Origin of the sequence: Ralstonia nicotianae (assembly GCF_018243235.1) — a bacterium.
Taxonomy (GTDB): domain Bacteria; phylum Pseudomonadota; class Gammaproteobacteria; order Burkholderiales; family Burkholderiaceae; genus Ralstonia; species Ralstonia nicotianae.
Genome location: NZ_CP046674.1, coordinates 1,679,442 through 1,704,103 on the forward strand (window position 1 = coordinate 1,679,442; position 24,662 = coordinate 1,704,103).

Sequence of the window (24,662 nt, forward strand, 5' to 3'; positions counted from 1 at the left end):
CAGGCTGCCTGCATAGTGCATTTGACGGCACGATGCGGTAGCCTGCCGGGCGACCGCGTGTCCGCCGCGCAGGCGTGCAGCGCCGCCAGCCCCTCTGGAGACAGAAGAATGAGTCAAGTCGTAGAAATCAAGGTGCCGGACATCGGCGACTATAAGGACGTGCCGGTCATCGAGCTGCACGTCAAGGCGGGCGATACCGTCAGCGCCGAGGATTCGCTGGTCACGCTGGAGTCGGACAAGGCGACCATGGATGTGCCGTCGCCCAAGAGCGGCGTCGTCAAGGAAGTGAAGATCAAGGTGGGCGACGCCGTGTCGGAAGGCTCGCTGGTGCTGCTGCTCGAAGAGCAGGGCGCCACGGCGGCTCCGGCGCCTCAGGCCGCGCCCGCGCCGGCCCCGGTGGCTGCGGCCCTCGCGCCGGCTGCACAGGCTCCCGTGTCCGCGCCGGCGGCCCAGCCCGCGGCGGGCGGCGGCACGATCGAAGTGAAGGTGCCGGACATTGGCGACTACAAGGATGTGCCGGTCATCGAGATCAGCGTGAAGGTGGGCGACAAGGTGGAAGCCGAGCAGTCGCTGATCACGCTCGAATCCGACAAGGCCACGATGGATGTGCCGTCGCCGGCCGCCGGCACGGTCAAGGACATCCGCGTGAAGGTGGGCGACGCCGTGTCCGAAGGCACGCTGATCGTCGTGCTGGAAGGCGCGGGCGGTGCGGCCGCAGCTGCGCCGGCTCCGGCGCCCGCGCCGGCGGCTGCCGCCCCGAGCCCGGCGCCCGCTGTCGCACCCGTCGCAGCCCCGGCCGCCGCGCCTGCCACGTATACCGCCGACACCGTCGGCACGATCGGCAAGGCCGCGCACGCCAGCCCCTCGGTGCGCAAGTACGCGCGCGAGCTGGGTGTGGACGTGAACCTGGTCGGCGGCACCGGCCCGAAGAACCGCATCACGCAGGAAGACGTGCAGCGCTACGTCAAGGGCGTGATGACCGGCCAGGCAGCTGCGCCGGGCAAGGCCGCCGCTGCGGCGGCACCGGCCGGCGGCGGCGAACTGAACCTGCTGCCGTGGCCGAAGGTCGACTTCACCAAGTTCGGCCCGGTCGAGCCCAAGCCGCTGTCGCGCATCAAGAAGATCTCCGGCGCGAACCTGCACCGCAACTGGGTCATGATCCCGCACGTCACCAACAATGACGAAGCGGACATCACCGAGCTGGAAGCCTTCCGCGTGCAGATGAACAAGGAGCACGAAAAGGCCGGCGTGAAGTTCACCATGCTGGCGTTCGTGATCAAGGCGGTCGTGGGCGCGCTCAAGAAGTTCCCGACCTTCAACGCCAGCCTGGACGGCGACAACCTGGTCTTCAAGCAGTACTACCACATCGGCTTCGCCGCCGACACGCCCAACGGGCTGGTGGTGCCGGTGATCCGCGATGCCGACAAAAAGGGCGTGGTGGACATCGCCCGCGAAATGGCCGAGCTGTCCAAGGCAGCGCGCGAGGGCAAGCTCAAGCCGGACCAGATGCAGGGCGGTTGCTTCTCGATCTCGTCGCTGGGCGGCATCGGCGGCACGCACTTCACGCCGATCATCAATGCGCCGGAAGTGGCCATCCTGGGCCTGTCGCGCGGCTATCAGAAGCCGGTGTGGGACGGCAAGCAGTTCGTGCCGCGCCTGACGCTGCCGCTGTCGCTGTCGTACGATCACCGCGTGATCGACGGCGCGGAGGCCGCACGCTTCAACGCGTACCTGGCGGCCGTGCTGGCGGACTTCCGCCGCGTGCTGCTGTAAGCCGCTGGCGGCATGGCACGCATCCGGCTGCGGGCCGGGGCGTGCCGGCCCATGGGCAGAAGGCGGCCGGCGGACTTTTCGCGAGGACGACATGACGACGTGCGTGGTGGTCAAGAAAGACGGCGAGGTGGCGATCGCGGCGGATTCGCTGGTGACGTTCGGCGACACGCGCCTGGCGCGCGGCTACGAGCAGAACCAGAAGATCTTCCAGGTGGGCGAATCGCTGATCGCGCTGGCGGGCACGACGGCCCACTTTCCGGTGATGCGCAGCCTGCTGGCGGGCCTGGCCGACGAATGCCGGCTCGGCTCGCGGGACGATGTCTTCCGGACCTTTCTCAAGGTGCACGAAAAGCTCAAGGACGAGTATTTCGTCAACACCAAGGAAGACGATGACGATCCCTACGAGTCATCGCAGATCACCTGCCTGATCGCCAACCCCACCGGCATCTACGGCGTGTATTCGTACCGCGAGGTGTTTGCATTCGACCGCTTCTGGGGCATCGGCTCGGGGCGCAATTTCGCGCTGGGGGCGATGTCGGCGGTGTACGACCTGCCGGGCCGGACGGCGGCCGACATCGCGCAGGTCGGCGTGGCGGCGGGCGTGGAGTTCGACAAGAGTTCAGGCGGCCCGATCGAGGTGCACACGGTGCGCCTTCAGGATGGATAGCGCCGGCAGCTGCAGCGAGGGCTGGGCGCCGGTGACAGGAACAAGGAGTCAGGAATGAGCGTGGTGGAAATCAAGGTGCCGGACATCGGCGACTACAAGGACGTGGACGTCATCGAAGTGATGGTGAAGGCGGGCGACGTCGTCGCCGTCGACCAGTCGCTGATCACGCTGGAGACCGACAAGGCGACCATGGACGTGCCGGCCGACGTGGCAGGCAGGATCGTCGAGGTCAAGATTAAGGTGGGCGACAAGGCCAGCCAGGGCACCGTCATCGCCACGGTGGAAGCCGGTGCCGCGGCGCCCGCGCCCACGCAAGCCCCGGCTCCGGCGGCCGCACCCGCTGTCGCTCCGGCCGCCTCGGCGCCCGCGCCGCAGGCCGCGAAGCACGGCGGCAGCGCCGATCTCGAATGCGACATGCTCGTCCTGGGCTCCGGCCCGGGCGGCTACTCGGCCGCTTTCCGCAGCGCCGACCTCGGCATGAACACGGTGCTGGTCGAACGCTTCGGCACGCTGGGCGGCGTCTGCCTGAATGTGGGGTGCATCCCGTCCAAGGCGCTGCTGCACACGGCGGCCATCATGGACGAAGTCAAGGCGATGGCCAGCCACGGCATCGTCTACAGCGAGCCGAAGGTCGATCTGGACCAACTGCGCAAGCACAAGGAAACCGTGGTCGGCAAGCTGACCGGCGGCCTGGCCGGCATGGCCAAGTCGCGCAAGGTGCAAGTCGTGCGCGGCGTGGGCACATTCCTCGACCCGAACCATCTGGAAGTTCAGCTGACCAGCGGTGAAGGCAAGCAGGCCACCGGCGAGAAGAAGGTCATCCGCTTCGCCAAGGCCATCATCGCCGCCGGCAGCGAGTCGGTGAAGCTGCCGTTCATTCCGGAAGACCCGCGCATCGTCGACTCCACCGGCGCGCTGGAGCTGCGCCAGGTGCCGGGCAAGATGCTGGTCATCGGCGGCGGCATCATCGGCCTGGAAATGGCGACGGTTTACAGCACGCTGGGTGCGCGCATCGACGTGGTGGAGATGCTCGATAGCCTGATGAACGGCGCCGACCGCGATCTCGTCAAGGTGTGGGACAAGATGAACAAGTCCCGCTTCGACAAGGTCATGCTCAAGACCAAGACGGTGGGTGTCGAGGCCAAGCCGGACGGCATTTACGTCAGGTTCGAGGGCGAGCAGGCGCCCGCCGAGCCGCAGCGCTATGACATGGTGCTGGTGGCCGTGGGCCGCAGCCCGAACGGCAAGCGCATCGGCGCGGAAAAGGCCGGCGTGGCCGTGACCGACCGCGGCTTCATCGACGTGGATAAGCAGCAGCGTACCAACGTGCCGCATATCTATGCGATCGGCGACATCGTCGGGCAGCCGATGCTGGCGCACAAGGCGGTGCACGAGGCCCACGTCGCGGCGGAGGCCGCCCATGGCGAGAAGGCCTACTTCGATGCCAAGCAGATTCCGTCGGTGGCCTTCACCGATCCGGAAGTGGCCTGGGCCGGCCTGACCGAAGACCAGTGCAAGGCGCAGGGCATCAAGTACGGCAAGGGCGTGTTCCCGTGGGCCGCTTCGGGCCGCGCCATCGCCAACGGCCGCGATGAGGGCTTCACCAAGGTCATCTTCGACGAAGAGACGCACCGGATCATCGGCGGCGGCATCGTCGGCACGCATGCAGGCGACCTGATCAGCGAGATCTGCCTGGCGATCGAGATGGGCGCGGACGCGATCGACATCGGCAAGACCATCCACCCGCACCCGACGCTGGGCGAGTCGGTTGGCATGGCGGCGGAAATCTACGAGGGCGTCTGCACGGACGTGCCGCCGGCTCGCAAGCGCTGAAATGCAATTAACCGCCAGGTTTTCGAGTCGACCTTGAGCCCTGGCTGACAAAGAAAGAGCCGCTCCCATGGGCGGCTCTTTTGATTTGGCGGCGGATCAGTGCGGTGGATTGACGGTGCGGTGCCGGCGCATCAGGCGCAGCACGGCCACCAGCCGGCGCCACCCCTGGCGCAGCAGGCCGTGGCGCTGCACGCGCCAGGCGGCGAGGCGGGCTTGCAGCGTCTGCCAGGTCGGCGTGGCGCGCAGCGCCGCGACAACACGATGCTTCCAGTTCAGGAAGCGCGATTCCAGCCGCACATACCAGCTGATCTGCTGCAACTGCGGCCGTACCACGACATAGATGCGCGCGCCCAGCGTCGTACTGACGACCTTTGCCAGCGCCAGCACCGCAGCCCCCCCGAGGAAATGGCCGCGCGCCAGCATATAGACTGCGGCGAGCTTGAAGGGCAGCAGCGCCAGCATCGGCAGCATGAAGGCGCAGAGTGCTTCGATCGGCTCCAGTTCCGCCATGCGCCGCTCGGCCGCTTGCACCCACGGATGCGCCACTAGTCGCGCGGTGGCGCGGAGCATGGCGTTCCAGATCCACTCTTCGAACAGCAGGATCAAGGCGGCCAGGACAATCAGGCTGCGTCTGGCCAGGGCTTCGCGGGACATCGGGGTCGGTCCGGGGGGGGGGGGCGGCATGCCGCAATACAGAATGGAGCGTTCGAGCTTCGCAAAAGTTCGCAATGTGACGGGTATGGCGGCATACGCGCACAAAAAACCCGGCCGAAGCCGGGTTCAAAAGCTACTCACTGATCACCACTGAGGACAGGTCTTCTTCGCGGTACCGAGGAAACAACCTTGCATATCCGGTGAAATGGACCCGCCGACCCGCCGTTCGGTTCCCGCAACTGTGCGCGAACAGCGCAATTGACCTCCGGGCCGGGCTCGGGAGGGCGGGGCACTCAAGCGGCGATCCAACGAAAACGGGCCTCCCGAAGGAGGCCCGCTCAAGCGGCAAGCAACCGGAGCCGATTAGGCCGCGGCGTTCGTGCTCTTCTTGTTGGTGGCAGCGCGCGCTTGGGCGGCAGCCTGGGCCGTTGCCTTGCTGGCGGCGTTGGCCGCAGCGTGGAAGTTGCTTTCTGCCAGTTCCACCGCTTGCTTGGTGGCCTTCTGCACCGAGTCGTAGGCGTTGTTGGCAGCCGACAGAGCCGACTTCACCAGCGCCACGGCGGACTCGGAGCCAGCCGGCGCGTTCTTCGAGACATTGTCGATCAGCGCTTGCAGCTTGCGGCTACCTTCGGCGATCTGGGTCTCGGCGACCTTGCCGAACTCGGTTTGGGTATCCGAGAAGATTTCGTACAGGTGACGGTTGTAAGCCAGGACCTTCTCGGCCAGCGGCTGCACGGCAGCGGTGTGCACGGCCAGCAGCTCCTGTGCGTCCTTGGCGGACAGCGCCTTCTTGCTGTGTTCGACGTTCTCGGCCAGGGTCGCTTTGACGACTTGCAGGTTCAATTCGACCAGCTTTTCGACGCCTTCAAACGCTTTGTTGGTCAGGCCGAAAAAGGTCTCGAGGTTGGCCTTCTGCGCCGCAGCGATCTGTTCCTGAGTCAGCATGTTGTCTCTCCAATGCAATCAAGGGTGGACGGGGAATCAAAAATAATTCGCCCGGATGTACAAAGCATGACGGTCAGCGTCGAGCCTTCCAGGCGACATTGCGATGCTTGGGATGGTGCATCGCAACAAACTCATTGTTGTTGAGCGGTAGCGGGGTGTCAAGCTGTTTTTGTGCGTTGCACAAAAATCAAAATTCGCGGACTTTTCGTGCCCAAGAATTGCGCCGCCAACCGTTTGGCGCAGCTTTTGTAGCCAATGCGTGCGCCGCTTTGTGCGGTGCTCGGCCCGGGGGCTGCTTTCAGGCCGCGCCAGCTACAGAAAAACGTTGCAATAGCCTAGGTTACGATTCTGCCGTCCGCCAATTTTTCGCTGCAGTGCGATCAAGCATGCTCATGCAGGCCTTCTATACCGATCACTTCGTCCTTCCGCTGCCGCCGGGTCATCGGTTTCCGATGCGCAAATACAGCCTGCTGCGCGAACGCGCCTTGGCCGAGGTGCCCGGACTCGTCATGCACGAGGCGCCGCGTGCCGGGGACGACGCGCTGCTGCTGGCCCATGCGCCAGACTACGTCAGTGCCGTCGGCGCCGGCAGGCTGGATCCGGCGAGGCAGCGCGAGATCGGCTTTCCGTGGTCGCCGGAAATGGTGGAGCGCAGTCGCCGTTCCGCCGGGGCGACCATGGCGGCATGCGAGGCCGCCATGGCCGATGGCATCGCGGTCAACCTGGCCGGCGGCACGCATCACGCATACGCGGACAAGGGCGGTGGCTTCTGCGTCTTCAATGACGCGGCCATCGCCTCGCGCTGGATGCAGCGCCGGCCGGGCCGGACACCGGAGCACTTCCCCGTCGCCATCGTCGACCTGGACGTGCATCAGGGCAACGGCACGGCTTCGATTCTGCGCGACGATGCTTCGGTGTTTACGCTGTCGGTGCACGGTGAAAAGAATTACCCGTTCCGCAAGGAAGCCTCCGACCTGGATGTCGGTCTGCCGGACGGCTGCGGCGATGCGGCTTATCTGGAGGCGCTGGCGGGCGCGCTCGACACCCTGGCCGCGCGTTTTGCACCGCGCCTGATCATCTATCTCGCCGGCGCCGATCCGCATGAGGGCGACCGTCTCGGCCGCCTCAGGCTGACCATGGACGGCCTGGCCCGGCGTGACCGGCAGGTCTTCGATTTCGCCTTCCTGCGGCGGATTCCGATTGCCGTTACCATGGCGGGCGGCTACGGCAACAACATCGACGACACCGTGGCCGTCCACGCACAGACCATTGCGCTGGCGGCCCTGCATGCCGCCCGCTGGGCTGCCGGGGAGGCTGCCACGTCGGTCTCTTCCTCTTCTTTGCCGCTTTCCGCATGACCCAAGCGTATTCGGCCGCACGCATGCCGGCCCTTGATTCCCTGTTCGTGGCTGCCATGCCGTGGTTGTTCGTGCTGATCTGGAGCACGGGTTTTGTCGTGGCCAAGTTCGGCATGCCATATGCGGAGCCGATCACCTTCCTGTTCCTGCGCTTCGTTGGCGTGCTGGTGTGCCTGCTGCCGCTGGTGTGGGTCGCGCGCGTGCCGCTGCCGCGTCGCGCCGGCGCGGACGCGGTCGACTGGCGGACCATCGGCCACCTGGCCGTGGCGGGCGTGCTGATGCAATGGGGCTACCTCGGCGGCGTGTGGGAGGCGATCAAGCTCGGCATGCCGGCCGGCATGAGCGCGCTGATCGTCGGCATGCAGCCGATCCTGACCGCGCTCTACGTCTCGATGCGCGGCGAGCGCGTGTCACCGCGCCAATGGCTGGGCTTGCTGTTCGGCATCGCCGGGGTCGGGCTGGTGGTGGCCAACAAGCTGCACCTGGCGGGCGTCAACGTGACGACGCTGGGCTTCTGCGTGGGGGCGCTGCTGTCGATCACGGCCGGTACGCTGTACCAGAAGCGCTTCTGCCCGGTGTTCGACCTGCGGATGGGTGCATGCATCCAGTTCGGCGCGTCGGCGCTGCTGTGCTTGCCGTTCATGTTCGCCTTCGAGACGCGCGCGGTGCAGTGGACCGGCCCGATGATCGGTGCGCTGGTGTGGTCGGTGCTGGCTTTGTCGATCGGCGCGATCTCGTTGCTGTTCATGCTGATCCGCCAGGGGGCCGCGACCAAGGTGACTTCGCTGCTGTACCTGACGCCGCCCACGACCGCCGCGATGGCCTGGGCGTTGTTCGGTGAGCGCTTTCCGCCGCTGGCGGCGCTGGGCATGGTGATCGCCGCATGCGGCGTGGCGCTGGTCATCCGCAGATGATCGGCTGGCGTATCCTCGCAGCATTTCCCATGCCGTCCATGGCTCGCCCGCCAGCATGAGCATGCCCCGACAGACGCGCGACGACTACCGCCATTTCCAAGCGGTCACCACCCGCTGGATGGACAACGACATCTACGGCCACGTCAACAACGTCGTCTACTACAGCGACTTCGACACCGTGGTGAATGCCTACCTGATCGGGCAGGGCGTGCTGGACCCGACGGTCGGCGAGACCATCGGCCTGGTCGTCGAAAGCCAGTGCAACTATTTCGCGCCGCTGTCGTTTCCCGATCGGGTCACCGCGGGCCTGCGCGTGGCGCGGCTGGGCCACACCAGCGAGCGCTACGAGGTCGGCCTGTTCGGCGGCGAGGCGCGCGAGGCGGCCGCGCAAGGGCATTTCATCCACGTCTATGTGGACCGGCAGACGCGCCGGCCGGTGCCGCTGCCGCCCGCGCTGCGCGCCGCGCTCGATCCGCTTGTCGCCAGCGTCGCCGCCTGATTGCCCAGTCATGAATGATCGTCATCCGAGTCCGGACGAAGTCGAGCGGGTCGACCGCGCCGTCACGTCGCGCCGTTCCATCCGCGCGTTCCTGCCGAGGCCGGTGGCCCGCGCGGACATCGAAGCGATCCTCGATGTGGCGCGGCGCGCGCCGTCGGGCAGCAATACGCAGCCGTGGCGGGTCTATGTGCTGACGGGCGAATCCAAGGCACGCCTGTCCGAGGCCATCGGCGAGGCCTACGACCAGCCGGATGCGGACACGCTGCACCGCGAGGAATACCCGTACTATCCGCGCACCTGGGTCGATCCGTACCAGAGCCGCCGCCGCAAGGTGGGATGGGATCTCTACGGCCTGCTCGGCATCGGTCGCGCGGAGAAGGCGCGCATGCGTGCCCAGCACGCGCGCAACTTCCGCTTCTTCGATGCGCCGGTCGGCCTCATCTTCGCCATCGATCGCGTGATGGAGCAGGGCAGTTGGCTCGACTACGGCATGTTCCTCGAAGCCGTGATGGTGGCGGCGCGGGCCCGCGGCATCGATACCTGCCCGCAGGCGGCGTTCACGCAATTTCACCGCATCATTGCCGGGCAGTTGTCGATGCCGCCGGAAGAGATGGTCGTGTGCGGCATGTCGATGGGCTATGCGGACCCGGATGCGATCGAGAACACACTCGTCACCGAGCGTGCGCCTGTCGCCGAGTTCACCCGCTTTCTCGAATGAGGTTTCGCGTGCGCACGTCGGTGCCAAAGCTCGAATTGAGTCCGAAAAGTCATTGAGATATGTCAACAGAATCCGCTTTGTATCGTTAGACTGACATCAGGCAGTCAGCTTGTCTGATTGACAGCACGACGGGGAAGTGTTCGGGCGCTTGGCAACCATGATGGTCGCCATCGATGCCGGGCCCGAGTGGCCGGCAAAGCGTCCCCGGATGGAGGGCTAACGTTGCCGTCCGGCACTTTTTTGAAAGTGCCTTTTGCGCAACTTTTTCAGCGATTCGCGCCTTCCGCTAGCAGGGAATTGCGTCGAAATAATGTCCGAATGATAAGGCTCGCAAGGTCAAACTTTAAGGCCGTGAGCTAAGTCCTTCATCTTGCTAAGAATTTTGTTTTTGCCTACACTTGCGCCATCTCACGCGCGGGTGATCGAATCATGTCACGGTCTGTTTCCTCATTTTTCAGGCGCATCGGCCTCGTTTCGCTGATGACCGTCGCGTTCACCGCCGCCTCCGTTGCCTCGTCCCATGCCGTTGCGGCCGACAAGGCTTCCGCTTCCGCCAAGAAATCCGGCAAGTCCAAGAGCAAGATCCGCAAAGCCTCGACGCAGGCCGCCGCCGATGATGGTGCCGGCGCCAAGATCCGCAAGGTCGTGACCGTGAGGGGCAAGCGCCATGTGATCCTGGTTGAGCGCGGTGCCCGCCCGATGCGCGCCGCGTACGTGCCGGCCGCGCCGACGCTCGGCGAGGCGATGGGCCTGCGCGCCACGCCGGATGCGCTGGCGCTGCGCTCGTCGGTGGCGCTGGTGATGGACCAGGGTTCCGGCGACGTCCTGTTCCAGAAGAATGCCTCGGCCGTGCTGCCGATCGCTTCGATCACCAAGCTGATGACCGCGCTGGTCGTGACGGATGCCCACCAGCCGATGGACGAGTTGCTGGAGATCACCGAAGACGACCGCGACTTCGAGCGCAATACCGGCTCGCGCCTGCGCTACGGCACGATGCTCACGCGCGAAGACCTGCTGCTGCTGGCACTGATGTCGTCGGAAAACCGTGCCGCCTCGGCGCTGGGCCGTAGCTATCCGGGCGGTCGCCCCGCTTTCGTTGCCGCGATGAACCGCAAGGCGCACGAACTGGGCATGACCGACACGCACTATGTCGATTCGAACGGCCTGTCGAGCAGCAATGTCTCCAGCGCGATGGACCTGGCCAAGATCGTCATGGCTGCCTACAAGGTGCCCCTGATCCGCCAGTTCACCACCACCGCCGAGCACACCGTCAACGCCAACGGCCGCACGCTGCACTACGTCAACACCAACCGCCTCGTGCGCGGCGGCGAGTGGGACATCGGCCTGCAGAAGACCGGCTTCATCAACGAAGCCGGCCGCTGCCTGGTGATGCAGGCCAATGTGCACGGCCGCAATGTGGTGATGGTGTTCCTGGATTCCGCGGGCAACCTGACACGTTTTGCCGACGCCGTGCGCGTGCGCAACTGGCTCGAGCGCGCCCCGCATGGCGAGGCGCAAGCGGCAACGCAGGCTGCCGCACCGCTGCGCAACGTACCGGTGTCGCAGCCGGCGACGGTGCTGGCTTCCGAGCAGACGCACGGTACCTGATCGTTGTGTCTGTTTCGGTCCCAACAAAAAAGCGCGTCCATGACGCGCTTTTTTGTTGGGCGACGCGCGCGTCGGATCATTCCGCGCGCAGCACCGGCTGTTCCTCGGGGATGAATCCCATGCCCTTGGAGATCTGCAGGGCGGTGTCTTTCAGGTTGTCGAGCCAGCTGTCTTGCAGGCGGTCCGCCGGCGCCGACAGCGACAGCCCCGCCACCAGGTGGCGCGAGTCGTCGTAGATGCCGGCGGCGATGCAGCGCACGCCCAGCTCCAGTTCTTCGTTGTCGCGCGCATAGCCGTTGGTACGGACCCAGCTCAGTTCACGCTCCAGCTTGGGCAGGTCGGTGATCGACGTGCGGGTGTGACCGGACAGGCCGGTGCGCGTGGCATACGCCCGCACGCGGCCGATCTCGTCCGCGGCCAGGAACAGCTTGCCGACCGACGTCAGATGCAGTGGCGCACGGCCGCCGATAGCGCGCACCACTTGCATGCCCGAGCGCTCGCTGTAGGCGCGTTCGATATAGACGATCTCGTCGCCCTGGCGTACCGATAGATTGACGGTCTGGCCGGTGAGGCGGTGCAGGGCACGCATCGGCGCCAGCGCGGCTTCGCGCACGGACAGCCGTGCCTTGACCAGGTTGCCGAGCTCCAGCAGGCGCATGCCGAGGCGATAGCTGCCGGGGTCGGAGCGATCGACGAAGCGGCAGGCCACCATGTCGTTGAGAATGCGGTGGGCCGTGGACGGGTGCAGGCCGGTGCTGGCGGACAATGCTTTCAGGCTGACGGGGTCGGCATGCCCCGCCAGCGCATCGAGCAGCAGCATCATGCGCTCGATGACCTGGATGGATGTCTTGCCGGGCTCCTTGTCTGCTTCTGCCATGGGTGCAGGGGGTGGAATGCGATGCAAAATTCTATCCCACGATGTGAAAATGCGCACCCTCCCGATGCAGGATTCCCGGCTTTTTCGAAGGCGTGCTCGGTCCGGTTTCGCAACGCCGGGCACGGCATCGTGAAGCGCACTCACCGGCGGCATGAAGACGTTCCGTGCCGCGAAAGCCGTGGTGGGTGGGCATCCGGCGCATAATGGCGGCTTGACGAGAACCATAAGAGACTCTCCCCATGCGCGTTGGCCTCTTCGTGACCTGCCTGGTTGACCTGATGCGGCCCGATATCGGTTTCTCGGTGCTCAAGCTGCTGGAGAAGGCTGGTTGCGAGGTGGTGGTGCCGCCGGCACAGACGTGCTGCGGCCAGCCCGCCTACAACTCGGGCGATCGTCCGCTGGCGCGCGATCTGGCCGAAAAGACACTCAAGGAGTTCGAACAGTTCGACTATGTCGTCGTCCCGTCGGGCTCGTGCGGCGGCATGATCCGCAAGCACTACGCCGATCTCTTCCGCGACGATCCCGAACTCGCGGGGCGCTACGAGCGCCTGGCGCCGCGCGTGTACGAGCTGACCGACTTTCTCGTCAGCGTAGCGGGCATCGCCTCGCTCGATTCCGCATTCCAGGGGCATGTGACCTACCACGATGCCTGTTCGGGCCTGCGCGAGCTGGGCGTGAAGACGCAGCCGCGCGACCTGCTCGCCAAGCTGCCGGGCGTCAGGCTGACCGAGATGCCGGCCTGCGAGGCGTGCTGCGGCTTCGGCGGGACGTTCTCGATCAAGTATGGCGACATCTCCACGGCCATCGCCGACGAGAAATGCGCCAACATCCGGGCCAGCGGCGCCGATGCCGTGGTGCTCGGCGACCTAGGCTGCATGCTCAATATCGAAGGCCGCCTGCGCCGCACCGGCGACACGCAGACACGCGTACTGCATATCGCACAGGTCCTGGCCGGCGACGCCTGACCCGCCGCGCCGCACGGAACACGACGGAGACGCAACCGCATGCAAGTGCACAGCATGGAATTCAAGGCGCGGGCGGGGCAGAAGCTCGCCGACAAGCGCCTGCAGCAGAACCTCACCAAGCTCTCGACCAAGTTCGTCACCGCGCGTGCGGCGGCCATCCAGGAGATCGACTTCGCGGCCACGCGCGAGGCGCTCAAGGCGCGCCGCGACCGCGCGCTGGAGAACCTCGACGTCTGGCTGGCCACCTTCGAAGCCGAAGCGACGCGGCGGGGCGCCAGGGTGCTGTTTGCGGAAACCACGACGGATGCCGCCCGGCTGGTGGCCGAGATCGCTCGTCGGCATGGCGTCAGGAAGGTCATCAAGAGCAAGTCGATGGTGACCGAGGAGATGCGCCTGAACCAGGTGCTCGGCGAGATGGGCGTGCAGAGCATCGAGACCGATCTCGGCGAATACATCCTGCAGATCAACGACAGCGAGCCGCCGTCGCACATCATCGCGCCGGTGGTGCACAAGGACAAGGAGGAGATCGCCGACCTCTTCGCCAAAACGCACAACCGGCCGCGCCTGACCGACATCCCGCAGATGACCCGCGAGGCGCGCGAGGTGCTGCGCCCGGAATTCCTGTCCGCCGACATGGGCGTGACCGGCGGCAACTTCATCATCGCCGAGACGGGGTCGGTGGCGCTCGTCACCAACGAGGGCAACGAGGGCATGTGCACCGTAATGCCGCGCGTGCATGTGGCCGTGACGGGCATCGAGAAGGTGCTGCCCACGCTCGAGGATCTGGCTACGGTGATGCGCCTGCTGCCGCGGTCGGCGACCGGGCAGGCGATCTCGAACTACTTTTCGCTGCTGACCGGGCCGCGCGCCGCGGGCGAGCAGGATGGCCCCGAGCACATGTACTTCGTGATCGTCGATGGTGGCCGCAGCGGGCTGATCGGCGGCGAGTTCCAGGAGATGCTGCGCTGCATCCGCTGCGGCGCCTGCATGAACCATTGCCCGGTGTACCAGAAGATCGGCGGGCACGCGTACGGCTGGGTGTATCCCGGGCCGATGGGCAGCGTGCTGACGCCGAGCTACGTCGGCCTGTCCAATGCGATCGATCTGCCGCAGGCCGCCACGCTGTGCGGTGAGTGCAACCGGGTCTGCCCCGCGTCGATTCCGCTGTCGGACCTGCTGCGCACGCTGCGGGAGAAACAGATGGAGCGCGAGCTACGGCCGCCGTCCGAGCGCCTCGGCCTGCGCCTGTGGGGCTTCATGGCCCGTCGGCCGGCACTGTATGCGGCCGGGAGCCGGGTGGCCGCACGCGTGCTGCGCTGGATGGGCGGCGACAGGAAACTGATCCGCTCGCTGCCCGTCGGCAAGGGCTGGACCGATACGCGCGACATGCCGGCCCCTGTCGGCAAGACCTTTCGCGAGCTGTACCGCGAGAAGCGGGCACGCACATGACCGCCGCCGAATCCCTGCAAGTCCTGCGCGAGGCACTCGGGCAGCATGCGCGCTCGCCCGATCTGCCGCGCCTGCTCAAGCATTGGCGCGACGATGCCGCACTGGCGCCGCTCGCCGTGCTGCCGCCGGCCTACGATCAGGTGCGTCGCGCATTGCTGCAGCGGCTCGACATGGCCGCGGCGTTCGGCGAAGAGAGCTGCTCCTTTTCGCCCGCCACGCTGCTTGCCGAGCTGCGGTCGTGGCTCGACAAGGCCGAGGCGGCGCTCGCCCGGATGTAATCGATGCAAGACCCGGAACGTGGCCATCTTGCCGTGGTCTGATGCACATTGACCTGACGTCCTGCCATGAACGAAACCGCTCGCGAAATCATGCTCTACGACGCCCACAAGAAAAGCGCGGGTGTCGCGTTCCTGTGGTGGTTCCTCCTGGGGTTCCTGGGGGCGCATCGCTTCTATGTGAACCGGGTCGGGAGTGCCGTCGCCCAGGCCATCGCCAATGTCGGCGGTACATGGCTGGTGATCCTGGATAGCGGCAATACGGCGGGTTGGGTGCTCGGCGTGCTTGGCGGGCTGTGGGTGCTGGTGGACCTGTTCCTGATTCCCGGCATGGTCCGCGCATATAACACGATGCTTGCCGAGCGGCTGTCGGCTGCCTCTTGATTGGAGCACGGATGCCATGCACTTGAAGACATGGTGCGCGCGAGCCGCGCTGTGGATGGCGGGCCTGGCCTGTGTCGGCGTGGGCCTGACGGGCTGCACGACTTCGCGTGAGGCCTACAGCCAGAGTTCCGGCATCAGCACCTACGGGGTGGTCGATGTCGGCGTGGAGCGCACCTCGCGCTGATGCCGGTTCCGGTGGCTATTCCGCCGGTCTGGCGGCAGCCGGCGCCACGTCCTCGAAGCGCCGCCATTCGCCGTTCACCAGCAACTCGAGCGGCTGGAACTGTGCCTTGTAGGCCATCTTGCGGCTCTGCTCGATCCAGTAGCCGAGGTAGACGTAGGGCAGTTCCAGCGCCTGCGCCTGGGCGATCTGCCACAGCACGTTGTATGTACCGTAGCTGGCCTTGCGTTCGAGCGGATCATAGAAGGTGTAGACCGACGACAGGCCATCTTCCAGCACGTCGATCATGCTGACCATGCGCAGCCGTCCGGCCGATTCCGACTCGGGGGGCTCGCGGAATTCCACCAGCCGCGAATTCACGCGGCTCTGCAGCAGGAACTGCTCGTACTGGTCGCGGCTGTCGTGGTCCATGCCGCCGCCCGCGTGGCGCACGGACTGGTAGAGCAGGTACAGCTGGTAATGTTCTTCGACGTAGGTCAGCGGGGCCACCAGGGCTTCGAGCGACTGGTGCCGCTCGGCCGCGCGGCGCTGCGCACGCGACGGTACGAACGGAGCGACGACCACACGGCACGGTGTGCAGGCATGGCAGTCGTCGCAATGGGGGCGGTAGGTGAAGATGCCGCTGCGCCGGAAACCGGCCCGCACGAGCTTGGAATAGACGTCGGCATTGATCAGGTGCGCGGGCGTGGCGACCTGCGAACGCGCCAGCCGCCCTTCGAGGTAGCTGCACGCGTAAGGCGCGGTGGCATAGAACTGCAGTGCCGAGAGTGGGAGTTCCTTAAGCTTGCTCATTGCGGCCGGTCCACCGGCGAAGCACGGATTTGTCGAAGTGCCATGGCACGATGGCCGGTGCGCTGGCCGCTTCGCGCACGTGGGCGAGAAACGCCGCGCGCGGCACCGGCGCACCGCCCAGCGAAGCCAGGTGCTCGGTTTCCTGCTGGCAGTCTATCATCGCGACGCCCCGGCTGCCGAGGAAGGCGCACAGCGCCGCCAGCGCGATCTTCGAGGCATCGGTGCGGTGCGCGAACATCGATTCGCCGTAGAACATGTGGCCCAGCGCAACGCCGTACAGGCCGCCGACGCGCCGGCCCCCATGCCAGGTTTCCACGCTGTGCGCGTAGCCGCGGCGGTGCAGGGCGGTATAGGCCTGGATGACGTCTTCGGTGATCCAGGTGCCGTGCTGGCCGGGGCGGGCGGTGGTGGCGCAGTCGACCATCACGTCGCGAAAGGCGTGATCGATGCGGATCTCCCAGGTCGGGTCGTCGAGCACGCGCCGCAGCGTCTTGCGGAACGTGGTCGAGACTCGGAAGTCCTCCGGCCGCAGCACCATGCGGGGGTCAGTGCTCCACCACAGCACCGGCTGGCCCTGGGCGTACCACGGAAAGATGCCTTGCCGGTACGCGATCAGGAGCCGCTGCGGCGATAGGTCCGCGCTCGCGGCCAGCAGGCCCGGCGCCTCCGAGTCGGGGCCGAGCGCGCGATCGACGGGCGGGAAGGGATCGTGCGGATCCAACCAGGCGATCATGGTGCGCGCGATGGTCCGATTCAGGGCGTGGTCGCGGGCGAGTCGATTGCGACCGGGCGCATCGGCTTGTCGATATCCAGCGTATGCAGGCGGAAGCTGTTGTCGGTCAGGCGGCCGGCGGCGCGATCGGCGAAGAAGCAGCGCAGCGTGTGGATGACGGTCGGGAAGGCGAGGTCGTCCCAGGGAATGTCGGCCTCGTTGTACAGCGCGACCTCCAGGCTTTCCTCGCCGGGGGCAAAGTCGAGGTTGGTCAGCCTGGCCAGATAGAACAGGTGGACCTGGTGAACGTGCGGCACGTTGAGTACCGAGAAGAGTTCGCCGATCTCGACGCGGGCGCCGGCCTCCTCCAGCGTCTCGCGCGAGGCTGCCTGGGCGGTGGTTTCACCGATCTCCATGAAGCCCGCGGGCAGCGTCCAGAAGCCATAGCGTGGTTCGATGGCGCGCTTGCACAGCAGGATCTGATCGTTCCACACGGGCACGGTGCCGACCACGTTGCGCGGATTCACGTAGTGAATCGTATTGCAGTGGTCACAGACGTCGCGCAGGCGGTTGTCTCCGGCGGGAATGCGGGAGACGACCGGCTGACCGCAGTTGGAACAGAATTTCATGGACGCATCCGCAGATGGAATGCTTCAGTGTATCACCGAGCCGACCCGGTTCCCGGCCCTGGGGCGGCGGTGCTTGGCATGCGCAGAAAAGCAAAAAGCCCGCTTGTGCGGGCTTTGCTTGCTGTTGGCTCAGGTCTTGGAGCGAGCCGTTCGACTGCTTTGTGGTTGCGGGGGCAGGATTTGAACCTGCGACCTTCGGGTTATGAGCCCGACGAGCTGCCAGACTGCTCCACCCCGCGTCCGTCGAAAACAAGACTACTTTATTTGTGATGGCTCAGGTCTTGGAGCGAGCCATTCGACTGCTTTGTGGTTGCGGGGGCAGGATTTGAACCTGCGACCTTCGGGTTATGAGCCCGACGAGCTGCCAGACTGCTCCACCCCGCGTCCGTCGAAAACGAGACTTTATCGGAGTCCTTGCTGTGATGCAACACTTTTTTGATTCATCCCGCTTCATGATGGGGCGGGACGTGTGGCTGATGCTTCCTGCGAGAGCAGGCTGCACCTGATTCTTAGACCAGCCTGCGTCCGCGATGTTCGGGTGCGCTGTCAGATGCGCGCGCTCGTCCGGCGACGCCGTCCGTTTACAATGCGGCCTTTCGCCTTCCTACGTTTTCACGATCGTGCTCAACGCCCTGTATCCGCTTGCCCGCCCGCTGCTGTTTTCGATGGACCCCGAAGACGCGCACCACTTCACGCTGAACCAGCTCAAGCGCGCGCATGCGCTGGGGCTGTCGGGCTGCATCGGCGCGCGCGTGGCGCCGCAGCCCCGCACGGTGATGGGCATCGCGTTCCCGAACCCGGTCGGGCTGGCGGCGGGCCTGGACAAGGACGGCGCCTACATCGATGCGCTGGGCGCGCTCGGCTTCGGCTTCATCGAAGTGGGCACCGTGACGCCGCGCGCGCAGCCGGGCAATCCGCGGCCGCGCATGTTCCGGCTGCCGGCGGCGAGTGCGCTGATCAATCGCATGGGCTTCAACAACGGTGGCGTCGATGCGTTCATCCGCAATGTGCAGGCGTCGAAGTGGCGCGAGGCGGGCGGCGTGCTGGGCCTGAACATCGGCAAGAACGCCGACACGCCGATCGAGCGCGCCGTCGACGACTACCTGCACTGCCTGGAGCGTGTCTACCCGTACGCCAGCTATGTGACGGTCAATATCTCGTCGCCGAACACCAAGAACCTGCGCCAGCTGCAAGGCGCGAGCGAACTGGATAGCCTGCTCGGCACGCTGCGCGGGGCGCAGCAGCGCTTGGCCGACCAGCACAAGCGCTACGTGCCGGTGGTGCTGAAGATCGCGCCGGACCTGGACGATGAGCAGATCGCCAATATTGGCGACGCATTGCTGCGCCATCGGATGGACGGCGTGATCGCCACCAACACCACGATCCGCCGCGAAGCCGTGGCCGGCCTGCCGCATGCGGAGGAGGCGGGCGGGCTGTCGGGGCAGCCCGTGCGGGAGGGCTCGACGCGCGTCATCCGCGCGCTGCGCGGTCTGCTGGGCGATGCGGTGCCCATCATCGGCGTGGGCGGCATCCTGGCCGGGGAGCATGCCCGGGAGAAGATCGACGCCGGCGCGCAGCTGGTGCAGCTCTACACGGGGCTGATCTACCGCGGCCCGGGCCTGGTGGCCGAGTGCGCGCGCGCCCTGGCACGCTGAGCCGATGCGCTATCGGCGCCGGAGCAGATAGATGACGACCGCGCTGACCGCCACCACGGCGGCGGCGAAGTCGTATGGGCCGGCATAGTCGGCCCACAGCGCGGGATCGAAATGCGGCGATGCGGACGATTGCGCCCAGGGCAGGATCACGCGCGGAATGGCCAGCAGCAGCGCGGCCACGGCCAGCAGCGCGATCAGTGCGACCAGTGAAGTCTGGGCACGTCCCGAGGCGCGGAGGGTGGAATAGGGCAAGGCGGGTCCTGGTGGATTCGCCGGGCGGCCGTCAGGCGCCGCTGCAGCGAAAGTTTGCAATTCATATTTGTCGGCCATTTTCCTACAAAGTTCTGTCCGTGAGGGTCCTACGCCGGGATCTGTGCGGTACAGCATAGCGGATGGCACGAGGTCCGGTCTGCATGCGTTCACGGCAGTTTCAGGTGCCCAGGTGCCAATTTCTTGCTTGCTCAGGCAGTAAAAAGGTGCCACGGCAAGCGCGTTGCCCGGCGCCGTTTTGTGTGATGCGGCAGGGCAACGGACAGGCGTTCGAGGGGTTGGCGAGCGAGGGCCCAAGAGTACAATCGCGCCTCATTGTGCATTGCACGATTTTCAAGCGGCCGGCAGTCGCGGCCGACGACAAGGCATGAGTCAAGCTCTTACAGCAACGGGATCCTCGCAATCCAACGTGAACCTGCGCGCCATGGTGGTCGGCGCCGTGGGCGTGGTGTTCGGCGACATCGGCACCAGTCCGCTGTACGCGCTCAAGGAGTGCTTCAGTCCCGAGCACGGCATTCCGTTTTCCACCGCCGCGGTGCTGGGCATCATCTCCATGCTGTTCTGGGCGATGGTGATCGTGGTGTCGCTCAAGTACGTGCTGTTCGTCATGCGCGCCGACAACAACGGCGAAGGCGGCATCCTCGCGCTGATGGCGCTGTCGCTGCGCACCGCGAACAAGCAGTCCAAGCGGATGGCGCTGCTGACCATGCTGGGCGTGTTCGGCGCCTGCATGTTCTACGGCGATGCCGTCATCACGCCGGCCATCTCGGTGCTTTCGGCCATGGAGGGCCTGGAGATTGCCGCACCGTCGCTGTCTCCGTTCGTGCTGCCGATCACGGTGGTGATCCTGGCGGCGCTGTTCCTGATCCAGCGCGGGGGCACGTCGGTGGTGGGCAAGCTGTTCGGGCCCGTGATGCTGGTCTGGTTCGCCGCGCTGGCCGCGCTGGGCCTGGTCAATCTGATGAAGGCGCCGCAGATCCTGGTGGCCGTCAACCCGGTGTACGCGATTGCGTTCCTGCATGAGCATGCGCTGCAGGCGTTCGTCGTGCTGGGCTCGGTGTTCCTGGTGCTGACCGGCGCCGAGGCGCTGTATGCCGACATGGGGCACTTCGGTGCGCGGCCGATCCGCTGGGGCTGGTTCTTCATCGTGGCGCCGAGCCTGCTGCTGAACTATTTCGGCCAGGGAGCGATGCTGCTGACCGACCCGAGCACGGTTGAAAACCCGTTCTACCGCGCCGTGCCCGAAGCGCTGCAGTTGCCGATGGTGGTGCTGGCGGCGGCGGCCACGGTGATCGCATCGCAGGCGGTGATCTCCGGCGCCTTCTCGCTGACGAGCCAGGCCATCCAGCTGGGCTTTGTGCCGCGCATGCGCATCCGCTATACGTCGGAAGCCGAGATCGGCCAGATTTACGTGCCGGTGGTGAACTGGATGCTGCTGATCCTGGTGATCAGCGTGGTGCTGGCGTTCAAGAAGTCCGACAACCTGGCCGCCGCCTACGGCATCGCCGTGACCACCACGATGGTCATCACGACCGTACTGGCCGCGGTGGTGATGCGCTCGGTCTGGCGCTGGAATCCGGTGCTAGTGACGCTGGTGAGCCTGGGTTTCCTGGTGGTCGACATGGCGTTCTTCTCGGCCAACCTGCTGAAGATTCGCGACGGCGGATGGTTCCCGCTGATGCTGGGCGGCGCGGTGTTCTTCCTGCTGATGACGTGGTACAAGGGCCGCCAGCTGGTGCGCGCACGCAGCCTGGAAGACGGCATTCCGCTCGAACCGTTCCTCGCCGGCCTGCTGGCGCACCCGCCGCACCGCGTGGAGGGCACCGCGGTATTCCTGACGGCCAATATCGACTTCGTGCCGGTGTCGCTGCTGCATAACCTGAAGCACAACCGCGTGCTGCACGAGCGCGTGATCTTCATCAGCTTCGTCACGCGCGACATCCCCTACGTGGACGACAGGCGCCGCGTGACCGTGCGCGAATTCGGCAGCGGCATCTACCTCGTCAAGGCGGAATATGGGTTCAAGGAAACGCCGGACGTCTATCGTGTGCTGGAGCTGGGCCAGCCGCAGATCGGCTCGCGCTGCGAACTGATGGATACGTCGTTCTTCATCGCGCGGGAATCGGTGGTGCCGTCCAAGCTGCCGGGCATGTCGATGTGGCGCGAGCGGCTGTTTGCGTGGATGCATCAGAACGGCGCCAAGCCTTCGGACTTCTTCCATATCCCCGCCAACCGCGTGGTGGAGCTGGGGACCAAGGTCGAGATCTGACCCGTCGCTTCCGGCAAGAACAAACGGCCCGTGCATCGAATGCACGGGCCGTTTTGCTTGGCGGCGCGGGTGCGCTGCGCTCAGATCTTCGAGGCGGCCTGGTTGCGCTCGCGCACTTCGTCGCGGCGGGCGTGCGCGTCATGGTTGCGATCACGCACGTCGTGGTTGCGGTCCTTGATGGTGCTGTGCAGCTGCTGGCGGTCCTGGTGCAGGTCGTGGCGCTCGGCGTTGATTTGGTGCTGTTCCCGGGCGCGCTGCCGGTTCCAGTAGTCGGCGCCCTTGACGTTGCCGTTGGCCAGGTCGCGGTTCTCGCGGCGCTGGTCGGCCTGGCGCTCGGCGCGCGCATCGGCAAGCGTGGCCTTGTCGCGGCCGATGTCGGCACGGTCCTGGCGGATCTGGCGGTTGTCCTGGCGGATGTCGCGGTTGTCGCGGCGGATGTCGTGCGTGTCCTGGCGGATCTGCTGGTTGTCCTGCTGCACTTGCGTGACCGGCGACACCGGCGCCGCGGGCGGCGTGGCCTGGGCGAAAGCAGCGGTGCCGGCAACGGCGAACAGGGCGGCGATCAGGGTGCGGCTCGTCTTCATGGAGTTCTCCTCGTGGGGCCAGGCGCAGCGTGCCTGTGTCTTCCCTTAACGAGGCGGGGCGGCGGCGTGATGACGGGCGAGTGTTAGGAAAGTTCCAGGCGCGTAAGGACTTGTAACGGGCACATCGGCGCCATGAAAAAGCCCGCCGGGTCCGAAGACCGGGCGGGCCGTTGACCACGGGGCGGGCAGGGCGTCAGCGCTTGAGCTTGGCGAACGCCGCGGCCATGGCGCCGGCGGGTTCCGGTGCGCGGCGCTGCTGGCCGCCGTTGCGGTTGCCGCCGGCGGGGCGGTCGCCGCCGCTGCGCGCGGGCACCTGGCCCGGCTCGTCGGTCAGTCGCATCGTCAGGCCGATGCGGTTGCGCTTGACGTCCACCTCCATCACCTTGACCTTGACGATCTGGCCGGGCTTGACCACCTCGTGCGGATCACGCACGAACTTCGTCGACAGGGCCGACACGTGCACCAGCCCATCCTGGTGCACGCCGATGTCGATGAACGCGCCGAAGGCCGCCACGTTGGTCACCACGCCTTCCAGCACCATGCCGGGCTGCAGGTCCTTGATGTCTTCCACGCCGTCCTGGAAGGTGGCGGTCTTGAATTCCGGGCGCGGATCGCGGCCGGGCTTCTCGAGTTCGCCCAGGATGTCGACCACGGTCGGCAGGCCGAACTTGTCGTCGGTGAACTCCAGCGCGGTCAGGCCGCGCAGCGCCTCGCGGTTGCCGAGCACGTCGCCGATGCCTTTCTTGATGCGCTCGAGAATGCGCTGCACCACCGGATACGCTTCCGGGTGCACCGAGGAGCGGTCGAGCGGGTTGTCGCCGTTGTTGATGCGCAGGAAGCCGGCGGCCTGCTCGAAGGTCTTGTCGCCCAGGCGCGGCACCTGCCTGAGGGCTTCGCGGTTGGCGAACACGCCGTTGGCGTCGCGGTATTCGACGATGTTCTTGGCCAGGATCGCGTTGAGCCCCGACACGCGCGCCAGCAGCGCGGTCGAGGCTGTGTTGACGTCGACGCCGACCGCGTTCACGCAGTCCTCGACCACGGCGTCCAGCGCGCGGGCCAGCTCGCGCTGATTGACGTCGTGCTGGTATTGGCCCACGCCGATCGACTTCGGGTCGATCTTCACGAGCTCGGCCAGCGGGTCCTGCAGGCGGCGGGCGATCGACACCGCGCCGCGCAGCGACACGTCCAGGTCGGGGAATTCCTTGGCCGCCAGCTCGGAGGCCGAATATACCGATGCGCCGGCCTCGCTCACCACGATCTTGGTCAGCTTCATTTCGGGTGCTGATTTGGCCAGGTGATGCATCAGGTCCTGCACCAGCTTGTCGGTCTCGCGGCTGGCGGTGCCGTTGCCGATCGACACCAGCGCCACGCCGTGCTGCTTGGCCAGGCGGGCGAGGGTGGCCAGCGAGCCGTTCCAGTCGCGGCGCGGCTCGTGGGGATAGATCGTGGCGGTTTCCAGCAGCTTGCCGGTGTGATCGACCACGGCCACCTTGCAGCCGGTGCGGATGCCGGGGTCGACGCCCATCACCGCCTTCGGGCCGGCGGGCGCGGCCAGCAGCAGGTCGTGCAGGTTGCGGCCAAAGACCTTGATGGCCTCGGCTTCGGCGGATTCGCGCAGCTGCGTCAGCAGTTCGGTCTCGATGTGCGGCTGCACCTTGACGCGCCAGCACCAGCGGCACACGTCCGACAGCCATTTGTCGGCCGCGCGGCCCTTGTTCTCGATGCCGACATGGCGCGCGATCATGGTTTCGCACGGATGCGGGCTCATCGCGTCCTGCTCTTCGCCCAGGCCCAGCTTGACGAACAGCACGCCCGCATTGCGGCCGCGGAACAGCGCCAGCGCGCGGTGCGACGGCACGTTGCGGATCGGCTCGCTGTAGGCGTAGTAGTCGCGGAACTTCTCTTCCTCGGCGGTTTCCTTGCCCTCGACCACGGTGGAGGCGATCACGCCCTGGTTCCACAGGTGGTCGCGCACCTTGCCGAGCAGCTCCGCGGTCTCGCCGAACTGTTCGGAGAGGATGTCGCGCGCGCCGTCCAGCGCGGCCTTGGCGTCGGGCACGCCGCCTTCCGCGGTCGGCTGGCCGTTGACGAACTTGGTGGCCTCGGCCTGCGGGGCGAGCGTGGGATCGGCGAGCAGCGCCTGGGCCAGCGGCTCCAGGCCGCATTCGCGGGCGATCTGCGCGCGGGTGCGGCGCTTGGGCTTGTAGGGCAGGTAGAGGTCTTCCAGCACCTGCTTGGTCTCGGCTGCCTCGATGGCAGCGCGCAGCGGGTCGGTCAGCTTGCCCTGTTCCTCGATGGAAGCCAGGATGGCCGCGCGGCGGTCTTCCAGCTCGCGCAGGTACAGCAGGCGCTCTTCCAGGTTGCGCAGTTGCGTATCGTCCAGGTTGTCGGTGGCTTCCTTGCGGTAGCGCGCGATGAACGGCACGGTGGCGCCTTCATCCAGCAGCTGCACGGCGGCGGCGACTTGCTGCGGTTTCACCGACAGCTCGGCGGCGATGCGGGAGACGATCTTTTGCAGCACGGAATCGGTCATTGCTTCCAGGGAGTGCGATGGAAAGGCGCGCATTTTGCCATAACGCGCGGTCCACTCCGGACGGCATCCCGCCGCGGCATGGCGTGGGCTGCACAGGCGCGGTGATAAAATGCGCGGT

At 66.4% G+C, this 24,662-nt stretch carries 24 protein-coding genes and 2 tRNA genes; 15 read left to right on the plus strand and 11 right to left on the minus strand.

The window, feature by feature from the left end; translation table 11 throughout:
• The first annotated feature begins 108 nt into the window (after positions 1-108).
• The 3 genes from aceF to lpdA all read left to right on the plus strand — a co-directional run bounded on the left by aceF (position 109) and on the right by lpdA (position 4,273).
• Positions 109-1,773, plus strand: coding sequence for a dihydrolipoyllysine-residue acetyltransferase (gene aceF, locus GO999_RS07780; protein WP_043897734.1), 1,665 nt, complete (start codon positions 109-111; stop codon positions 1,771-1,773).
• A 91-nt stretch (positions 1,774-1,864) separates the two neighbouring features.
• Complete coding sequence (locus tag GO999_RS07785) at positions 1,865-2,440, plus strand: Ntn hydrolase family protein (RefSeq protein ID WP_011001544.1); 576 nt, start codon at positions 1,865-1,867, stop codon at positions 2,438-2,440.
• Positions 2,441-2,494: 54 nt separating this feature from the next.
• Complete coding sequence (lpdA, locus tag GO999_RS07790) at positions 2,495-4,273, plus strand: dihydrolipoyl dehydrogenase (RefSeq protein ID WP_211906719.1); 1,779 nt, start codon at positions 2,495-2,497, stop codon at positions 4,271-4,273.
• Positions 4,274-4,369: 96 nt separating this feature from the next.
• Here the strand turns inward: lpdA and GO999_RS07795 are convergent, their stop codons facing one another.
• Together GO999_RS07795 and GO999_RS07800 are read right to left on the minus strand one after the other, a co-directional pair.
• A complete protein-coding gene (locus GO999_RS07795; RefSeq protein ID WP_016721775.1) occupies positions 4,370-4,927 on the minus strand; it encodes a hypothetical protein in 558 nt (185 codons plus the stop codon).
• Between the two features lie 363 nt (positions 4,928-5,290).
• Entirely contained in the window at positions 5,291-5,872 is a 582-nt protein-coding gene (locus GO999_RS07800) for a phasin family protein (protein ID WP_011001547.1), read from the minus strand.
• Between the two features lie 386 nt (positions 5,873-6,258).
• Here GO999_RS07800 and GO999_RS07805 point away from each other — a divergent pair, with 386 nt between their 5' ends.
• The 5 genes from GO999_RS07805 (at position 6,259) to pbpG (ending at position 10,969) form a co-directional block, all read left to right on the plus strand.
• Positions 6,259-7,230: a histone deacetylase family protein gene (locus GO999_RS07805; protein ID WP_016721776.1), complete on the plus strand. Its 972-nt coding sequence runs from the start codon at positions 6,259-6,261 to the stop codon at positions 7,228-7,230.
• Entirely contained in the window at positions 7,227-8,144 is a 918-nt protein-coding gene (locus GO999_RS07810) for a DMT family transporter (RefSeq protein ID WP_028853098.1), read from the plus strand. The genes GO999_RS07805 and GO999_RS07810 overlap by 4 nt, the downstream gene beginning before the upstream one ends.
• A gap of 55 nt (positions 8,145-8,199) precedes the next feature.
• Entirely contained in the window at positions 8,200-8,643 is a 444-nt protein-coding gene (locus tag GO999_RS07815; protein WP_211906720.1) for an acyl-CoA thioesterase, read from the plus strand.
• 10 nt (positions 8,644-8,653) lie between these two features.
• Positions 8,654-9,361, plus strand: a complete 708-nt coding sequence (locus GO999_RS07820) for a nitroreductase (protein ID WP_011001550.1) — start codon at positions 8,654-8,656, stop codon at positions 9,359-9,361.
• A 429-nt stretch (positions 9,362-9,790) separates the two neighbouring features.
• Positions 9,791-10,969 carry a D-alanyl-D-alanine endopeptidase gene (pbpG, locus tag GO999_RS07825; protein WP_020832125.1) on the plus strand — a complete coding sequence of 393 codons (1,179 nt, stop codon included), beginning with the start codon at positions 9,791-9,793 and terminating at the stop codon, positions 10,967-10,969.
• 76 nt (positions 10,970-11,045) lie between these two features.
• Here the strand turns inward: pbpG and GO999_RS07830 are convergent, their stop codons facing one another.
• Positions 11,046-11,846: an IclR family transcriptional regulator gene (locus GO999_RS07830; protein ID WP_011001552.1), complete on the minus strand. Its 801-nt coding sequence runs from the start codon at positions 11,844-11,846 to the stop codon at positions 11,046-11,048.
• Positions 11,847-12,085: 239 nt separating this feature from the next.
• Here GO999_RS07830 and GO999_RS07835 point away from each other — a divergent pair, with 239 nt between their 5' ends.
• From GO999_RS07835 to GO999_RS07855, 5 genes are all read left to right on the plus strand, one after another.
• The gene (locus tag GO999_RS07835) at positions 12,086-12,811 is read left to right on the plus strand and encodes a (Fe-S)-binding protein (RefSeq protein ID WP_011001553.1); all 726 of its coding nucleotides are present in this window, start codon (positions 12,086-12,088) and stop codon (positions 12,809-12,811) included.
• Positions 12,812-12,850: 39 nt separating this feature from the next.
• On the plus strand, positions 12,851-14,260 hold the full coding sequence (locus tag GO999_RS07840; RefSeq protein ID WP_016721781.1) for a LutB/LldF family L-lactate oxidation iron-sulfur protein: 1,410 nt from the start codon (positions 12,851-12,853) through the stop codon (positions 14,258-14,260).
• Positions 14,257-14,538 carry a hypothetical protein gene (locus tag GO999_RS07845; RefSeq protein WP_111374620.1) on the plus strand — a complete coding sequence of 94 codons (282 nt, stop codon included), beginning with the start codon at positions 14,257-14,259 and terminating at the stop codon, positions 14,536-14,538. Before GO999_RS07840 ends, GO999_RS07845 begins: the two co-directional genes overlap by 4 nt.
• A 66-nt stretch (positions 14,539-14,604) precedes the next feature.
• Positions 14,605-14,919: a TM2 domain-containing protein gene (locus GO999_RS07850; protein ID WP_011001556.1), complete on the plus strand. Its 315-nt coding sequence runs from the start codon at positions 14,605-14,607 to the stop codon at positions 14,917-14,919.
• Positions 14,920-14,935: 16 nt separating this feature from the next.
• Positions 14,936-15,103: a hypothetical protein gene (locus GO999_RS07855; protein WP_011001557.1), complete on the plus strand. Its 168-nt coding sequence runs from the start codon at positions 14,936-14,938 to the stop codon at positions 15,101-15,103.
• Between the two features lie 15 nt (positions 15,104-15,118).
• Here the strand turns inward: GO999_RS07855 and GO999_RS07860 are convergent, their stop codons facing one another.
• The 5 genes from GO999_RS07860 to GO999_RS07880 all read right to left on the minus strand — a co-directional run bounded on the left by GO999_RS07860 (position 15,119) and on the right by GO999_RS07880 (position 17,617).
• Positions 15,119-15,892: an arginyltransferase gene (locus GO999_RS07860; RefSeq protein WP_011001558.1), complete on the minus strand. Its 774-nt coding sequence runs from the start codon at positions 15,890-15,892 to the stop codon at positions 15,119-15,121.
• The gene (gene aat / locus GO999_RS07865) at positions 15,879-16,625 is read right to left on the minus strand and encodes a leucyl/phenylalanyl-tRNA--protein transferase (RefSeq protein WP_211906721.1); all 747 of its coding nucleotides are present in this window, start codon (positions 16,623-16,625) and stop codon (positions 15,879-15,881) included. The genes GO999_RS07860 and aat overlap by 14 nt, the downstream gene beginning before the upstream one ends.
• A 20-nt stretch (positions 16,626-16,645) precedes the next feature.
• The gene (locus GO999_RS07870) at positions 16,646-17,233 is read right to left on the minus strand and encodes an NUDIX hydrolase (RefSeq protein WP_019718716.1); all 588 of its coding nucleotides are present in this window, start codon (positions 17,231-17,233) and stop codon (positions 16,646-16,648) included.
• 162 nt (positions 17,234-17,395) lie between these two features.
• Positions 17,396-17,472: transfer RNA gene (locus GO999_RS07875), tRNA-Met, on the minus strand.
• Between the two features lie 68 nt (positions 17,473-17,540).
• Positions 17,541-17,617, minus strand: a tRNA-Met gene (locus GO999_RS07880).
• 236 nt (positions 17,618-17,853) lie between these two features.
• Here GO999_RS07880 and GO999_RS07885 point away from each other — a divergent pair.
• Positions 17,854-18,888 carry a quinone-dependent dihydroorotate dehydrogenase gene (locus GO999_RS07885; RefSeq protein ID WP_211906722.1) on the plus strand — a complete coding sequence of 345 codons (1,035 nt, stop codon included), beginning with the start codon at positions 17,854-17,856 and terminating at the stop codon, positions 18,886-18,888.
• A gap of 9 nt (positions 18,889-18,897) precedes the next feature.
• Here GO999_RS07885 and GO999_RS07890 read toward each other — a convergent pair whose 3' ends face one another.
• The gene (locus GO999_RS07890) at positions 18,898-19,140 is read right to left on the minus strand and encodes a hypothetical protein (protein ID WP_011001562.1); all 243 of its coding nucleotides are present in this window, start codon (positions 19,138-19,140) and stop codon (positions 18,898-18,900) included.
• A gap of 385 nt (positions 19,141-19,525) precedes the next feature.
• Here GO999_RS07890 and GO999_RS07895 point away from each other — a divergent pair, with 385 nt between their 5' ends.
• Complete coding sequence (locus GO999_RS07895) at positions 19,526-21,427, plus strand: potassium transporter Kup (protein ID WP_016721785.1); 1,902 nt, start codon at positions 19,526-19,528, stop codon at positions 21,425-21,427.
• An 80-nt stretch (positions 21,428-21,507) separates the two neighbouring features.
• On the opposite strand, the gene GO999_RS07900 is transcribed toward GO999_RS07895, so the two are convergent.
• Both GO999_RS07900 and GO999_RS07905 read right to left on the minus strand, forming a co-directional pair.
• Positions 21,508-22,011, minus strand: a complete 504-nt coding sequence (locus GO999_RS07900; RefSeq protein ID WP_011001564.1) for a hypothetical protein — start codon at positions 22,009-22,011, stop codon at positions 21,508-21,510.
• A 193-nt stretch (positions 22,012-22,204) separates the two neighbouring features.
• Positions 22,205-24,544 carry a Tex family protein gene (locus tag GO999_RS07905; protein ID WP_211906723.1) on the minus strand — a complete coding sequence of 780 codons (2,340 nt, stop codon included), beginning with the start codon at positions 24,542-24,544 and terminating at the stop codon, positions 22,205-22,207.
• Positions 24,545-24,662: the final 118 nt, after the last annotated feature.

Excerpts from the sequence above, each read along its gene's own strand:
- GO999_RS07785 (WP_011001544.1), top strand. The coding sequence starts at position 1,865 with ATGACGACGTGCGTGGTGGTCAAGAAAGACGGCGAGGTGGCGATCGCG.
- GO999_RS07900 (WP_011001564.1), bottom strand. The coding sequence starts at position 22,011 with ATGAAGACGAGCCGCACCCTGATCGCCGCCCTGTTCGCCGTTGCCGGC.
- GO999_RS07845 (WP_111374620.1), top strand. The coding sequence starts at position 14,257 with ATGACCGCCGCCGAATCCCTGCAAGTCCTGCGCGAGGCACTCGGGCAG.
- GO999_RS07820 (WP_011001550.1), top strand. The coding sequence starts at position 8,654 with ATGAATGATCGTCATCCGAGTCCGGACGAAGTCGAGCGGGTCGACCGC.
- pbpG (WP_020832125.1), top strand. The coding sequence starts at position 9,791 with ATGTCACGGTCTGTTTCCTCATTTTTCAGGCGCATCGGCCTCGTTTCG.
- GO999_RS07895 (WP_016721785.1), top strand. The coding sequence starts at position 19,526 with ATGAGTCAAGCTCTTACAGCAACGGGATCCTCGCAATCCAACGTGAAC.
- GO999_RS07860 (WP_011001558.1), bottom strand. The coding sequence starts at position 15,892 with ATGAGCAAGCTTAAGGAACTCCCACTCTCGGCACTGCAGTTCTATGCC.
- GO999_RS07855 (WP_011001557.1), top strand. The coding sequence starts at position 14,936 with ATGCACTTGAAGACATGGTGCGCGCGAGCCGCGCTGTGGATGGCGGGC.
- lpdA (WP_211906719.1), top strand. The coding sequence starts at position 2,495 with ATGAGCGTGGTGGAAATCAAGGTGCCGGACATCGGCGACTACAAGGAC.
- GO999_RS07795 (WP_016721775.1), bottom strand. The coding sequence starts at position 4,927 with ATGTCCCGCGAAGCCCTGGCCAGACGCAGCCTGATTGTCCTGGCCGCC.
- GO999_RS07835 (WP_011001553.1), top strand. The coding sequence starts at position 12,086 with ATGCGCGTTGGCCTCTTCGTGACCTGCCTGGTTGACCTGATGCGGCCC.
- GO999_RS07850 (WP_011001556.1), top strand. The coding sequence starts at position 14,605 with ATGAACGAAACCGCTCGCGAAATCATGCTCTACGACGCCCACAAGAAA.
- GO999_RS07870 (WP_019718716.1), bottom strand. The coding sequence starts at position 17,233 with ATGAAATTCTGTTCCAACTGCGGTCAGCCGGTCGTCTCCCGCATTCCC.
- GO999_RS07905 (WP_211906723.1), bottom strand. The coding sequence starts at position 24,544 with ATGACCGATTCCGTGCTGCAAAAGATCGTCTCCCGCATCGCCGCCGAG.
- GO999_RS07805 (WP_016721776.1), top strand. The coding sequence starts at position 6,259 with ATGCTCATGCAGGCCTTCTATACCGATCACTTCGTCCTTCCGCTGCCG.
- GO999_RS07810 (WP_028853098.1), top strand. The coding sequence starts at position 7,227 with ATGACCCAAGCGTATTCGGCCGCACGCATGCCGGCCCTTGATTCCCTG.
- GO999_RS07840 (WP_016721781.1), top strand. The coding sequence starts at position 12,851 with ATGCAAGTGCACAGCATGGAATTCAAGGCGCGGGCGGGGCAGAAGCTC.
- GO999_RS07800 (WP_011001547.1), bottom strand. The coding sequence starts at position 5,872 with ATGCTGACTCAGGAACAGATCGCTGCGGCGCAGAAGGCCAACCTCGAG.
- aceF (WP_043897734.1), top strand. The coding sequence starts at position 109 with ATGAGTCAAGTCGTAGAAATCAAGGTGCCGGACATCGGCGACTATAAG.
- GO999_RS07815 (WP_211906720.1), top strand. The coding sequence starts at position 8,200 with ATGAGCATGCCCCGACAGACGCGCGACGACTACCGCCATTTCCAAGCG.
- aat (WP_211906721.1), bottom strand. The coding sequence starts at position 16,625 with ATGATCGCCTGGTTGGATCCGCACGATCCCTTCCCGCCCGTCGATCGC.
- GO999_RS07830 (WP_011001552.1), bottom strand. The coding sequence starts at position 11,846 with ATGGCAGAAGCAGACAAGGAGCCCGGCAAGACATCCATCCAGGTCATC.